The sequence below is a fragment of the Streptomyces sp. 11x1 genome (assembly GCF_032598905.1).
Classification (GTDB): domain Bacteria; phylum Actinomycetota; class Actinomycetes; order Streptomycetales; family Streptomycetaceae; genus Streptomyces.
In genome coordinates, this window is sequence record NZ_CP122458.1 from 1,466,959 (window position 1) to 1,479,235 (window position 12,277).

Annotated in this window: 13 protein-coding genes; 5 read left to right on the forward strand and 8 right to left on the reverse strand. The window is 71.5% G+C overall.

Annotated features, from left to right (window positions below):
- Positions 1-81: 81 nt before the first annotated feature.
- From P8T65_RS06585 to P8T65_RS06605, 5 genes are read right to left on the reverse strand one after another with little or no spacing between them, the layout of a single operon-like run.
- Complete coding sequence (locus P8T65_RS06585) at positions 82-954, reverse strand: glycosyltransferase family 2 protein (protein ID WP_399102997.1); 873 nt, start codon at positions 952-954, stop codon at positions 82-84.
- 8 nt (positions 955-962) lie between these two features.
- Entirely contained in the window at positions 963-1,691 is a 729-nt protein-coding gene (locus P8T65_RS06590) for a CDP-alcohol phosphatidyltransferase family protein (protein WP_086801655.1), read from the reverse strand.
- Positions 1,692-1,719: 28 nt separating this feature from the next.
- Complete coding sequence (locus P8T65_RS06595) at positions 1,720-2,781, reverse strand: iron-containing alcohol dehydrogenase family protein (protein ID WP_316724428.1); 1,062 nt, start codon at positions 2,779-2,781, stop codon at positions 1,720-1,722.
- Positions 2,769-3,521: a sugar phosphate nucleotidyltransferase gene (locus P8T65_RS06600; RefSeq protein ID WP_184902007.1), complete on the reverse strand. Its 753-nt coding sequence runs from the start codon at positions 3,519-3,521 to the stop codon at positions 2,769-2,771. The genes P8T65_RS06595 and P8T65_RS06600 overlap by 13 nt, the downstream gene beginning before the upstream one ends.
- Positions 3,518-5,329: a DUF5941 domain-containing protein gene (locus tag P8T65_RS06605; protein WP_316731504.1), complete on the reverse strand. Its 1,812-nt coding sequence runs from the start codon at positions 5,327-5,329 to the stop codon at positions 3,518-3,520. Before P8T65_RS06605 ends, P8T65_RS06600 begins: the two co-directional genes overlap by 4 nt.
- Positions 5,330-5,732: 403 nt before the next feature.
- On the opposite strand from P8T65_RS06605, the gene galE reads away from it, so the two are divergent.
- From galE to idi, 4 genes are all read left to right on the forward strand, one after another.
- A complete protein-coding gene (gene galE / locus P8T65_RS06610) occupies positions 5,733-6,704 on the forward strand; it encodes a UDP-glucose 4-epimerase GalE (protein ID WP_316724429.1) in 972 nt (323 codons plus the stop codon).
- Positions 6,705-6,882: 178 nt separating this feature from the next.
- Positions 6,883-7,821 carry a cation diffusion facilitator family transporter gene (locus tag P8T65_RS06615; RefSeq protein ID WP_316724430.1) on the forward strand — a complete coding sequence of 313 codons (939 nt, stop codon included), beginning with the start codon at positions 6,883-6,885 and terminating at the stop codon, positions 7,819-7,821.
- Positions 7,812-8,330, forward strand: coding sequence for an N-acetyltransferase (locus tag P8T65_RS06620; protein ID WP_316724431.1), 519 nt, complete (start codon positions 7,812-7,814; stop codon positions 8,328-8,330). Before P8T65_RS06615 ends, P8T65_RS06620 begins: the two co-directional genes overlap by 10 nt.
- 123 nt (positions 8,331-8,453) lie before the next feature.
- On the forward strand, positions 8,454-9,047 hold the full coding sequence (gene idi / locus P8T65_RS06625) for an isopentenyl-diphosphate Delta-isomerase (RefSeq protein WP_184901999.1): 594 nt from the start codon (positions 8,454-8,456) through the stop codon (positions 9,045-9,047).
- A 30-nt stretch (positions 9,048-9,077) separates the two neighbouring features.
- Here the strand turns inward: idi and P8T65_RS06630 are convergent, their stop codons facing one another.
- Complete coding sequence (locus tag P8T65_RS06630) at positions 9,078-9,593, reverse strand: ATP-binding protein (protein ID WP_316731505.1); 516 nt, start codon at positions 9,591-9,593, stop codon at positions 9,078-9,080.
- A 243-nt stretch (positions 9,594-9,836) separates the two neighbouring features.
- Here P8T65_RS06630 and P8T65_RS06635 point away from each other — a divergent pair, with 243 nt between their 5' ends.
- The gene (locus tag P8T65_RS06635; protein ID WP_316724432.1) at positions 9,837-10,580 is read left to right on the forward strand and encodes an enoyl-CoA hydratase/isomerase family protein; all 744 of its coding nucleotides are present in this window, start codon (positions 9,837-9,839) and stop codon (positions 10,578-10,580) included.
- Between the two features lie 18 nt (positions 10,581-10,598).
- On the opposite strand, the gene P8T65_RS06640 is transcribed toward P8T65_RS06635, so the two are convergent.
- Positions 10,599-11,234, reverse strand: coding sequence for a DJ-1/PfpI family protein (locus tag P8T65_RS06640; protein WP_316724433.1), 636 nt, complete (start codon positions 11,232-11,234; stop codon positions 10,599-10,601).
- An 11-nt stretch (positions 11,235-11,245) separates the two neighbouring features.
- Positions 11,246-12,208, reverse strand: a complete 963-nt coding sequence (locus P8T65_RS06645; protein WP_316724434.1) for a GlxA family transcriptional regulator — start codon at positions 12,206-12,208, stop codon at positions 11,246-11,248.
- Between the last annotated feature and the right edge of the window lie 69 nt (positions 12,209-12,277).

Sequence of the window (12,277 nt, forward strand, 5' to 3'; positions counted from 1 at the left end):
GTCCTCAAAGTGCGCAGCCTGGTCGGGCCGAGGCGGAAACCTGGACCGGGTACGGCCGCATGCTCTCAGATTTCGAGCTTGTCAGATGACGGGAGGTCGTCCCAGCCGGGTCAGCCGCCACACCGTACGCCACTTCATGGGCCGACGGGGACCACAGGGGCTCGTCCAGCCCTCCTTGAAGCCGCCGAACCAGGCCTTCAGTGCAGGCCCGGAGGGCTTGCGGAGCAGGGTCAGCAGCAACCAGACGCCCAGATAGACCGGGACGAGCGGCGCGGGGAGGTTACGGCGCGCGAGCCAGACGCGGTTGCGCGCGACCATGCGGTGGTAGACCGCGTGCCGGGAGGGCACGGTCGTGGGGTGGTACAGCACCATGTCGGACCGGTAGTCGATCATCCAGCCCGCGTCGAGGGCCCGCCATGCCAGGTCGGTTTCCTCGTGCGCGTAGAAGAATTCGTCCGGGAGGCCGCCGACTTCGGCGAAGACCTGGGTGCGTACGGCGTTGGCGCCGCCGAGGAAGGTGGTGACCCGAGAGGAGCGCATCGGGTCGGCGGCCCGCAGCCGGGGGACATGGCGCCGCTGGGTCTCGCCGGTGTCGGGGTCGGCGATACGGAAGCTGACGATGCCGAGCCTCGGGTCGTCCTCGAAGGCCCTGCGGCAGAGTTCGGCGGTGTCGTGGTGCGCGAGCAGACCGTCGTCGTCGAGGAAGAGCAGCACGTCGACGTCCCGGCCGCTGGGGCCGAACGCCTCTATGCCTGTGTTGCGGCCGCCGGGGATGCCGAGGTTCTCCGGCAGCTCGACCGTCCGGACGCCCTCGGGGACGTCCGGGACGGGCGAGCCGTTGCCGACGACGACCGCCTCGACCCGGTCGCCCTCCTGCTTGGCGACCGAGTCGAGGAGGGCGCGGAGTTCGTCGGGGCGGTTGCCCATGGTGATGATCACCGCGCCGACCTTCATGCCGCCGCTCACTTCAGCCTGCTGGAGACGAGGATCGACACCAGGTGCAGCAGGGTCTGGAGCAGGGCGATGCCGGCCAGGACGGCGACGCCCACCCGGGAGAAGAAGAGGTCGCCCCGGATCTGGTCCACGACCGCGAGGGCCAGGATCAGCAGGGACGCCTCGACGCCGAGGATCAGCCGGTGGAACTTCAGGGCGGCGGCGGCCCTGCGGGCCAGCGCCATGCCGGAGGAGCGCGGCTCGGCGGCCGACTCCTGGACCGGCGGCTTGCCGGTCTGATGCCGGGCGACGCCCACGAGGTCCGTCTCGGCCTTGATCAGGATGGCGCCGAGCGCGGCGAGGGTGCCGAGGAAGGCCCACAGCCAGTCGATCCGGCCGGTGCCCCACAGGTCGGCCGCGCGCAGCCCGAAGCCGACGAGGACGGCCGCGTCGCACAGGTAGGCGCCGACCCGGTCGACGTAGACGCCGGTCATCGAGTACTGCTTGCGCCAGCGGGCGATCTCGCCGTCGACGCAGTCGAACAGCAGGTACAGCTGGACCATCAGCACACCGAGGACAGCGCCCGGGATGCCCGGCACCAGCAGGGCCGGGGCGGCGAGGACGCCGAAGACGGTCATCAGGTAGGTCAGCTGGTTGGGCGTGACCCGGGTGTTCACCAGGTGCCGGTCTATCCGCAGCGAGATCTCGCGCATGTAGAGCCGGCCGGCCCAGTGCTCACCGCTGCGCCGGTCCTTCACACCCGGGGGGTGAACGACCGGGCGCAGCTCAGCTACTGATGGCTTTGGCATAGTCGGCGTAGGCGTCCTTGATCTGTTCGGTGCTCAGTTCGAGGTGTTCCAGGATGGTGTAGCGGCCCGGCCGGGTCTGCGGGGCGAACTCCACGACCTGGACGAACTCGTCGACCGTGAAGCCGATCTCCTCCGGGAGGACGGGCAGGCCGTGGCGGTGGAGCACCTCGGCCATGAACGCCGACTCCTCCTTCGCCCCGCGCAGGTGCATCGCGAAGGCCGCGCCCAGGCCGCACTGCTCGCCGTGACTGGCGGCGCGCTTGGGGAAGAGCAGGTCGAAGGCGTGGTTGATCTCGTGGCAGGCACCCGAGGCGGGACGCGAGTCGCCCGCGACCGACATCGAGATACCAGTGAGGACCAAGCCCTCGGCGAGCACCTGGAGGAAGGCGTCGTCGCCGACGCCTCCGGGGTGTCGCAGCACGGCCTCGCCGGCCTGGCGTGCCATGGCGGCAGCGAGACCGTCGATGTCCTCGCCCTTCTCGCGGGCGGCGAGCTCCCAGTCGGCGACCGCGGAGATGTTGGACAGAGCGTCGCCGATGCCGGAGCGCACGAAGCGGACGGGGGCCTCGCGGATGACGTCGAGGTCGATGACGACCGCGATCGGGTTCGGCACACCGTAGGAGCCGCGGCCCGCGTCGTTGTCGAGGGTCGCCACGGGCGAGCACAGGCCGTCGTGCGACAGGTTCGTCGCGACGGCGACCAGGGGCAGCCCGACCCGTGCGGCGGCGAACTTGGCGCAGTCGATGATCTTGCCGCCGCCGAGGCCCACGACCGCGTCGTAGTGCCCGCGCTTCATGGCGTCGGCCAGCTTGATCGCGTCGTCCAGGGTGCCGCCGCCGACCTCGAACCAGTCGGCCTTGGGCAGCGCCGGGAGGACCCGCTCGCGCAGCTTGGCGCCGGAGCCGCCGCTGATCGCGACGGCCAGCCGGCCGGACGACGAGATCCGCTGGTCCGCGAGGACCGTCGCCAGATCGTCGAGCGCGCCCGCGCGGATGTCGACGACGATCGGCGAGGGGATGAGCCTCGTCAGTACTGGCACGCGATCTCACGTCCCTTGGCGAGGTCGTCGTGGTTGTCGATCTCGACCCACTTGACGTCACCGATGGGCGCGACGTCGATACGGAAGCCGCGGTTCACGAGCTCCTGGTAGCCGTGCTCGTAGAACTGCTGCGGGTCCGTCTCGAAGACCGTCTTCAGGGCGTCGGCCAGCTCGTCGGCGGCCTCGCCCTCGATGAGGGTGACGCCGATGTACTCACCGGTCGCCTCGGCCGGGTCCATCAGCTTGGTGATCTTGGTCATGCCGCCCTCGGGGCCGACGACGACCTTCATCTCCTCGTCGGCGAGGGACTTCACCGTGTCGAGGGCGAGGATGATCTTCTTGCCGTCGCCGCGGGCGGCGAGCAGGGTCTTCTCGACGGAGACCGGGTGCACGGTGTCGCCGTTGGCGAGGATCACCGAGTGCTTGATGGCGTCACGGCCGCACCACAGGGAGTAGGCGTTGTTCCACTCCTCGGCCTTGTCGTTGTCGATCAGAGTGATCTTGAGCCCGTACTTGGCCTCCAGCGCCTCGCGGCGCTCGTAGACGGCCTCCTTGCGGTACCCGACGATGATCGCGACCTCGGTCAGGCCGATCTCGGCGAAGTTGCCGAGGGTGAGGTCGAGCACGGTCAGGCTGTCCTCGGCGCCCTCGGGGCCGACCGGCACCAGAGCCTTGGGAAGGGTGTCGGTGTAGGGGCGAAGACGCCGTCCGGCGCCGGCCGCCAGCACGAGGCCGATCATGCGGGTTCTCCTTCATCGTGTACGGCGGGTGCGCCTGTCTTGTGGGCGGTCACCCAGAAGCGGATGCTCTCGAAGAGCACCAGCAGTGCCACGGCCACAGCGAGGGCCGTGAGCGCGACTGTGAAATCTGTGGGCGCGAGCAGCGCGGCCAGGACGGTGACCAGCAGGGTCCTGCCTTCGTGACCGCCGATCGCCCGCACCAGCCACCGCGGCGGCGCGCCGGCGTCGCCGCGGATGCGGTACACCGTGTCGTAGTGATGGTAGGCGACGGCCGCCACCAGCCCGAAAGCCGCGGGAAGGGCTCCGTTCACCTCGTCCTTGGCCGCCAGCAGCAGGACGACGCCGTATTCGGCGGCCCGGAAGAGCGGCGGGATCAGCCAGTCGAGGGGGCCCTTGAGGGAGCGCTCGACGGCTTCCGCCGACAGCCCGACGTACAGGGCGGCCATGGCGACGACCTGCCAGGAAGCGCCCCAGACCCAGGCGGCGGTCACCACGGCCACGGCTCCGAATGCCGCGCTGAGCAGTGCCGTCCCCCGCGGCGGGCCCGGCAGGAGCCGCGCCAGCCCTTCGGCGAGCGGGCCGGTGTCCGCGAGGTCCGCGAGCGCCCTGGCCGCGCGGTCCGTCCGCTGGGCCTTGCGCGTCAGCGAGCGCAGGACGCGGCCCGCCGTGGTGTAGGTCGCGGCGAAGGCGCAGCCGATGAGCAGCGCGTAGAAGGTGATACGGGGTGTGGTGAGGGCCGTGAGGACGGCGATCATGGCCCAGCGCTCGCCGATCGGCAGGACGATCATGCGGCGGATCCAGACGGTCCAGCCGACGCTGTCGAGCTTGCCGGAGAGGGCGGCGGTGGGGCTGGTGTTGGCGGTGGCGTCGTGATTCGCCTCGTTGAAGGAGAAGTCGACGACATGGCGGCAGGTCTGTAGGACCATCGCGCCGAGCGCGAGGGCCCACACGTCGTCCCCGCCCCGGGCGGCGCCGAGGGCGAGGCCCGCGTAGTAGGCGTACTCCTTGGCGCGGTCGAAGGTGGCGTCGAGCCAGGCGCCGAGCGTCGAGTACTGCAGCGAGTAGCGGGCCAGCTGGCCGTCGGTGCAGTCGAGGACGAAGGAGAAGAGCAGCAGGAGGCCGGCCGCGACGAAGCCGCCGCGGGTGCCGGTGGCCGCGCAGCCCGCCGCGATCAGGGCGGTGATCAGCGAGGCCGTGGTGACCTGGTTCGGGGTCAGGCCCCGGCGGGCGCACCAGCGGGCGATGTAACGGGAGTACGGGCTGATGCAGTAGGTGGTGAAGAAGCCGTCACGGGACTTAACCGCCGTGCGCAGCCGTACGGCCTCGTCGTCGACGTCGGCGACCGCCCGGCGGGCCTCGTCGCGGGCCTGCAGGTCGGCTGGGACGGCGGCGACCAGGGTGCCGAGTTCGGGCCGGTAGAGGCCGACACCCTCGGCGTCGAGGGCGGTGACGATGCGGTCGGCGACGCCGACGCTGTCGACGGCGACGGCCGCGGTGCCGCCCTCGGCCGAGTTCTCGCGGGCCAGCGCCCGGGTCAGCGCCTGCCGGGCGGCGGGCCGCACGGTCACGGCGCCCGGGAGGGCGGCGGCGTCGAAGCGGGGGTCGGTCAGTCCCAGGCGCAGCGCGTGCACATGGCCGACGAAGCGGGCGTCGACGATCGCGACCCGCTGGTCCGCGGGCACCGTCGCCAGGAGCGTCTCGGCGTCACCGGCGTCGGAGGCGGTCCGCACGTCGAAGCCGAGCGACCGCAGATCGCCCTCCAGCGACGACCCGGGGACCGGCTGACCGGTGAGGATGGCGGTCGACAGACGAACTCACTCCCTGGGTGCCGACGCGACCGCGCCGGACATGTACGTGGTGGGGGCGCCCCGGCCCGCTGCGACCCGGCGGCGTGTCGGCAGAGGTTATCGGATGAAGAGAAGCGGGCGTTCACCGCCCGTTCACGGCCGGATCAGTTCGGCCTGCTCAAGCCGTCGGCCCTCCGCCGCCGATCATCATCGTGGATGTGGGGGTTGCGCCACAAACTCCGGTGCGGATATCGGTTGATAGGGGACGAAGGGATGGGTGCGCTCCTCGACGAGCGGCGGCGTTCCGCGCCCCTCCGGGGGCGCGGGGAACCGCGCGACCAGCCACGACGAACGCCGCACTCGCCAATCCCCCACACCCCCTACGGCGAACCGGCACAACGCACCCCCCGCATAAGGTGAGCGCATGACATGGCTGATCACAGGCGGGGCGGGCTACATCGGCGCACACGTGGCGAGGGTCATGAGCGGGGCCGGCGAGCAGGTCGTCGCACTGGATGACCTCTCCGCGGGGGTCCGGGGCCGCCTCCCCGAGGACATCCCGTTGATCCACGGCTCCGCCCTCGACGGCGACCTCCTCAAGCGCGCCCTCACCGAGCATGCCGTGACCGGTGTGGTCCACCTCGCGGCCCGCAAGCAGGTGGGCGAGTCCGTCGCCCAGCCCACCCGCTACTACCAGGAGAACGTCGGCGGACTCGCCACGCTCCTGGAGGCGGTGGCCGCCGCCGGCGTCGAGCGCTTTCTCTTCTCCTCCTCCGCCGCCGTCTACGGCAACCCGGACACGGACCTCATCACGGAGGACACCCCGTGCGCCCCGATGAGCCCGTACGGCGAGACCAAGCTGGCCGGGGAATGGCTGGTCCGGGCGGCGGGGAAGGCACACGGCATCGCGACCGTGTGTCTGCGCTACTTCAACGTGGCCGGCGCCGCCCAACCCGCCCTGGCCGACACCGGCATCTTCAACGTCGTCCCGATGGTCTTCGACCGCCTCACCCGTGACGAGGCCCCGAGGATCTTCGGCGATGACTACCCCACCCCGGACGGCACCTGTGTCCGGGACTACATCCATGTCGCCGATCTCGCCGACGCGCACCTCGCGGCGGCCCGCCGTCTCACCGCCGGGGACGTCTCGGGCGACCTGACCGTGAACATCGGCCGGGGCGAGGGCGTTTCGGTCCGCGAACTCGTCGACCTCATCGGCGAGGTGACCGGGGACCGCCGTTCCGCACTCGTCGAACCCCGCCGCCCCGGTGACGCGCCGCGCGCGGTCGCCTCGGCCGAGCGGGCCCGGCGCGAACTCGGCTGGACGGCCCGGCGCGAGGTGCGCGAGATGGTCGAGTCGGCCTGGGCGGGCTGGCGGCTGCACCACGGTCTCTGACCCTCCCCGGTCCCCGCCCCGATCATGGCAACGCTCTGACCTGCGGGTCGTTTCCGCAGGTCAGAGGATATGACAACGGTGTTCAGTGCCGCGTTGCCGGATACCCCCCACCCGTAGTTGACTGTGCTCCGGAGCCGAACACACGGACGCAACACGGACGCTTGAGAGAGGCGGATCCATGGGGGCCGGTCACGACCACGGGCACGCGCATCACGCGCCGACCAGCGGTACGGCGGCAGCCGCGTACCGCGGGCGGCTGCGGATCGCGCTGGCGATCACGCTCACCGTCATGGTGGTCGAGATCGTCGGCGGCGTGCTCGCCGATTCGCTGGCGCTCATCGCCGACGCGGCGCACATGGCGACGGACGCGGTGGGACTCGGCATGGCGCTCCTCGCGATCCACTTCGCCAACCGCCCGCCGAGCGGCAACCGCACCTTCGGCTACGCCCGCGCCGAGATACTCGCGGCACTCGCCAACTGCCTGCTGCTGCTCGGCGTCGGCGGCTATGTGCTGTTCGAGGCGATCCAGCGGTTCATCACACCGGTCGGGACGCAGGGCGGACTGACCGTCGTCTTCGGCGCGATCGGTCTGGTCGCGAACATGATCTCGCTGACCCTGTTGATGCGAGGCCAGAAGGAGAGCCTGAACGTCCGGGGCGCCTTCCTGGAGGTGGCCGCGGACGCGCTCGGTTCCCTGGCGGTGATCGTCTCCGCGGCGGTCATCCTGCTCACCGGCTGGCAGGCCGCCGACCCGATCGCCTCGCTCGTCATCGGTGTGATGATCGTCCCGCGTACGGTGAAGCTGCTGCGCGAGACCCTAGACGTCCTGCTGGAGGCGGCGCCGAAGAACGTCGACATGGCCGAGGTACGGGCCCACATACTGGCCCTGCCCGGTGTGGAGGACGTCCACGATCTGCACGCCTGGACCATCACCTCCGGCATGCCGGTGCTCTCCGCCCATGTGGTGGTGAGCTCCGACACGCTGGACTCCATCGGCCACGAGAAGATGCTGCACGACCTCCAGGGCTGCATCGGCGACCACTTCGACGTCGAGCACTGCACCTTCCAGCTGGAGCCGAGCGGCCACGCGGAACACGAGGCGAAGCTGTGTCACTGACCACCGACTGGACCACGCGACCGGAGACGTCCGCCGACCGCGAGGGGGCGTACGGCGTCAACGCCGCCGCCTTCGAGACCGACGCGGAGGCCCGGCTGGTCGACGCGCTGCGCGAGGACCCCGGCGCCTGGCTGCCGGACCTGTCGTACGTCGCCGAGGCCCCGGACGGCACGCTCGCGGCGTACGCGCTGATCACCCGCTGCCATGTCGACGAGGTGCCCGCGCTGGCGCTGGCCCCCGTCGCGGTCCTGCCGGACCACCAGCGGCAGGGGGCGGGCGCGGCCGTCGTACGCGCGGTGCTGGAGGCGGCACGCGCGCGCGGGGAGCGGCTCGTCCTCGTCCTGGGGCATCCCGGGTACTACCCGCGCTTCGGCTTCGTCCGTGCGTCCGAGTACGGCATCCGGCCCGGATTCGAAGTGCCGGACGAGGCGATGATGGCGCTGGTCCTCGACGGTTCCGCCCCGGTCGCGTCCGGCACCATCAGGTATCCGGCGGCTTTCGGGGTCTGATCCACGGGCCAGGTGTCTTCGGCGGGGGTGTGCGGGTAGGACATGCGGGTCGACCGCGAAGTGCCGGAAGCACCGGTTCGTTGCGGCAGACTTGAGGCTCGAAGAACGAGGCGAAGGATGGGCATGCCGATCACACCTGCCACCGCGATGCACAGTCCCGAGAGCGGCACCACGGAAGCGATCCTGCTGGAGCTGGTCGACGAGGACGGCACCACGATCGGCACCGCGGAGAAGCTGGCCGCTCACCAACCGCCCGGTCAGCTGCACCGGGCGTTCTCCGTCTTCCTCTTCGACGAGCGCGGTCGGCTGCTGCTGCAGCAGCGGGCCCTCGGCAAGTACCACTCCCCCGGCGTCTGGTCGAACACCTGCTGCGGCCACCCGTACCCGGGCGAGTCCCCCTTCGCGGCGGCCGCCCGGCGGACCCACGAGGAGCTGGGGGTCTCCCCGGCGCTGCTCGGCGAGGCGGGCACGGTCCGCTACAACCACCCGGACCCGGACTCGGGCCTGGTGGAGCAGGAGTTCAACCATCTGTTCGTCGGGCTGCTCCAGGCGCCGCTCCGGCCGGACCCGGAGGAGGTCGGGGACACCGCGTTCGTCACCCCGGCCGAGCTCGCGGAGCGGCATGCCAAGGACCCCTTCTCGGCCTGGTTCATGACGGTCCTGGACGCGGCGCGGCCGGCGGTCAGGGAGCTGACGGGGCCCGCCGCGGGCTGGTGAGCGCGGGCTCCGGCCCGGGGTCTCGGGCCCTCACCCCTGGATCAGATGTGCGGGTTCGAGCGGCAGGGCGACCCAGACCACCTTGCCGCCGCTCGCGGTGTGCTCCACGTCGCAGACGCCGCCCGCCTCCAGGGTGATCTCCCGCACCAGGAGCAGACCACGGCCGCCGAGCCGGCCGTGGTCGGTCTCCAGGGCGGTCGGGCGGTAGGGGTGGTTGTCCTCCACCGAGACCCGCACCCACTGGGCTCCGACGGCGACCTCGACGGCGAGCGTGGGCGACAGGAGCGCCGCGTGTTTCACGGCGTTCGTCACCAGCTCGGAGACGATCAGCAGGAGTCCCTGGACGAGATCGCCCGAGATCGGCACGCCTTGGCGGGCGAGCAGTTCCCGGACGGCGCGCCGCGCCTGCGGCACCGAGGCGTCGACGGCGGCAGCGGTGAACCGCCAGACCCCTTCGTAAGGCAGTGGCTCCGGCAGCCTCGGGTCGTCGGGTCGGTGCCCGTCGCCGTCAGGGCGTGGGTCGCTCCCGCGCCCTTGGTCGTCCATGGTCCGGTCGCCACCCTTGCGCTCGATTGTCACCACATGTCGAGTGTTGGTAACTCGACGCCGCACACAACGAACTGAACAGAAGTCAGCATGTATCGGCGACTTTCGGGTCACTTGTGAATGAGTCGGTCGGTCGCATGACAACAGTTTTTCGAGCTGCGTCGCTCTTGGAACTATTCGGGTTGTACGGGTTCGACGCCGGTCGCGAAGCCGGTCTCGACGCCGGTGGTTAGCATCCGGGGCATGGAGCCTCAGCTGCTGGACACCGTCGCCGACGGGATCGCGACCGTCGTCATCCATCACCCCGCCAAGCGCAACGCCATGACGGCCGGGATGTGGCGGGCGCTGCCGCCGCTGCTCGACCGGCTGGCCGCCGACCCGGCGGTCCGGGCACTGGTGCTCACCGGGGAGGGCGGGACGTTCTGCGCGGGGGCTGACATCTCCACGCTGCGGGGGTCCCCGGACGAGGCCCAGAGGCTGGCGGTTCTCGCCGAGGAGGCCCTCGCCGCCTTCCCCAAGCCGACCCTCGCGGCGATCCGGGGGCACTGCGTGGGTGGCGGGGCCCAGTTGGCGGCGGCCTGCGATCTGCGGTTCGCGCGGGAGGGAGCGCTGTTCGGGATCACCCCGGCGAAGCTGGGCCTCGTCTATCCCGCCTCCTCCACCCGGCGGCTGGTGTCGCTGGTCGGGCCGAGCACGGCCAAGTACCTGCTGTTCTCCGGCGAGTTGATCGACGCGGAGCGGGCGCTGCGCACGGGCTTGGTGGACGAGGTGCTGCGTGAGGGCGAACTCGCCGACCGGGTGGAGGAGTTCACCCGGGTCCTGGTCTCGCGCTCGCGGCTGACGCAGGCGGCGGCCAAGGAGTTCGCGAACGGCCGCACCGACCGCGACGCCCACTGGGCCGAACAGGCACGCGGCAGCGGCGACACCGCGGAGGGCGTCGCCGCGTTCCTGGAGCGCAGACCGCCCCGCTTCACCTGGCCGGTGTGAGAGCCGCCGCGACGGCGGTCACATCAGGGCGAAGCGGCTGTTGGTCCGGAACTCCTCCACGAGGTGGGCCGGCGCCTTGTGCGGGGCACCGGCGTCGTAGGGCGGCTGCGGGTCGTACTCGATCATCAGCTGGACGGCCTGGGCGTGCTCGTCGCCCGCGATCCGGCCGACCAGGGTCAGGCCCATGTCGATGCCGGAGGACACCCCGGCCGCGGTGACGTACTTGCCGTCGATGACGACCCGCTCCCCCGTCGGCTCGGCGCCGTACTGCTTCAGGAAGTCCAGCGCCAGCCAGTGCGAGGTGGCCCGGCGGCCTTCGAGGAGCCCGGCGCCGGCCAGGAGCAGGGAACCGGTGCACACGGAGGTCGTCCAGGTGCTCGTACGGTCGGCCGTGCGCAGCCAGTCGAAGAGGGTCTCGTTCTCCATCTGCGCGAACTGGCCGGGGCCGCCCGGCACCACGACGACGTCCGGACTCGGGACCTCGGCGAGCGGCCTGTCGGCAGTGAGCGCGAGGGCGCCGGTGTCGGAGCGCACGGGGCCCGTCTCCTCGGCGACGAAGACGAGTTCGGCGTCGGGCAGACGGCCGAGGGTCTCGTAGGGCCCTACGGCGTCGAGGGCGGTGAAGCGGTCGAAGAGGACGATGGCGATCTGCATCGGGATTCCTTTCAGCGAGTGGGATCGGCGGCCGGGCGGAAGCGGCGGCGGTACTCCGCCGGGGAGGTGGCGAGGGCCTTCACGAAGGCGCGGCGCATGGCCTCGGCGGTGCCGTAGCCACAGGTGCGGGAGATCTCCTCCACTCCGTCGGAGGTGTCCTCCAGGAGGCGGCGGGCGTGTTCGAGGCGGACGCGGTCGACGTACCTGCCCGGGGTCGTCCCCGTCTCGGTCCGGAAGGCGCGGGCGAAGTGGCGGGGCGAGAGCCGGGCACGGGCGGCCAGGTGCTCGACGCTCAGGTCGTCGCCGGGGTGCTCGGTGATCCACTGCTGGACCTCGCGGAGCGGTTCCCGCTGCGCGGTCTGGGCGGCGAGCTGGGCACTGAACTGGGCCTGGTTGCCCGGGCGGCGCAGGAAGACCACGAGATGGCGGGCGATGGTGAGAGCGGCCTCGCGGCCGATGTCCTCCTCGACGAGCGCCAGGGCGAGGTCGATGCCGGAGGTGACACCGGCGGAGGTGGCGATGTGCCCGTCGCGGACGTAGATGGGGTCGGGGTCGACCTCGACCGCCGGGTGGTGGCGGGCGAGGGTGTCGCAGTACGCCCAGTGGGTGGTCGCCCGGCGGCCGTCCAGGAAGCCGGCCTCGGCGAGGAGGATGGCGCCGGTGCAGACCGAGACCAGGCGCTCCGCGCGCGGACCGTGCTCGCGCAGCCAGTCCACGATCTCGGGAGCCGGGCTCCGTGTGCCCTGGCCGCCCGGGACGAGCAGGGTGTGCGGGGCGGCGGGGGCGGCGGCGAGGCTGTGGTCCGGGACGAGGGTGAGGCCGCTGGAGGTGCGCACGGGCGCGCCGTCCAGGGAGGCCGTGCTGATGCGGTAGGTCCCCGGTGTGTGCTGTTCCGCGCCGGCGAAGACCTCCAGCGGGCCGGTGACGTCGAGGCTCTGCACGCCGTCGAAGAGGACGACCAGGACTGTGCGCATGCCTTCGATTCTTCGGCGGCCGGACCATGACCGCAATGACGAGTACCCCACCTTTCCTGCCATCGGGGG

What these genes read in the sequence shown, in the direction of transcription:
- P8T65_RS06585 (WP_399102997.1), bottom strand. Translation starts at nt 954, where the DNA reads ATGAAGGTCGGCGCGGTGATCATCACCATGGGCAACCGCCCCGACGAA.
- P8T65_RS06600 (WP_184902007.1), bottom strand. Translation starts at nt 3,521, where the DNA reads ATGATCGGCCTCGTGCTGGCGGCCGGCGCCGGACGGCGTCTTCGCCCC.
- galE (WP_316724429.1), top strand. Translation starts at nt 5,733, where the DNA reads ATGACATGGCTGATCACAGGCGGGGCGGGCTACATCGGCGCACACGTG.
- P8T65_RS06615 (WP_316724430.1), top strand. Translation starts at nt 6,883, where the DNA reads ATGGGGGCCGGTCACGACCACGGGCACGCGCATCACGCGCCGACCAGC.
- idi (WP_184901999.1), top strand. Translation starts at nt 8,454, where the DNA reads ATGCCGATCACACCTGCCACCGCGATGCACAGTCCCGAGAGCGGCACC.
- P8T65_RS06630 (WP_316731505.1), bottom strand. Translation starts at nt 9,593, where the DNA reads ATGGACGACCAAGGGCGCGGGAGCGACCCACGCCCTGACGGCGACGGG.
- P8T65_RS06635 (WP_316724432.1), top strand. Translation starts at nt 9,837, where the DNA reads ATGGAGCCTCAGCTGCTGGACACCGTCGCCGACGGGATCGCGACCGTC.
- P8T65_RS06640 (WP_316724433.1), bottom strand. Translation starts at nt 11,234, where the DNA reads ATGCAGATCGCCATCGTCCTCTTCGACCGCTTCACCGCCCTCGACGCC.
- P8T65_RS06645 (WP_316724434.1), bottom strand. Translation starts at nt 12,208, where the DNA reads ATGCGCACAGTCCTGGTCGTCCTCTTCGACGGCGTGCAGAGCCTCGAC.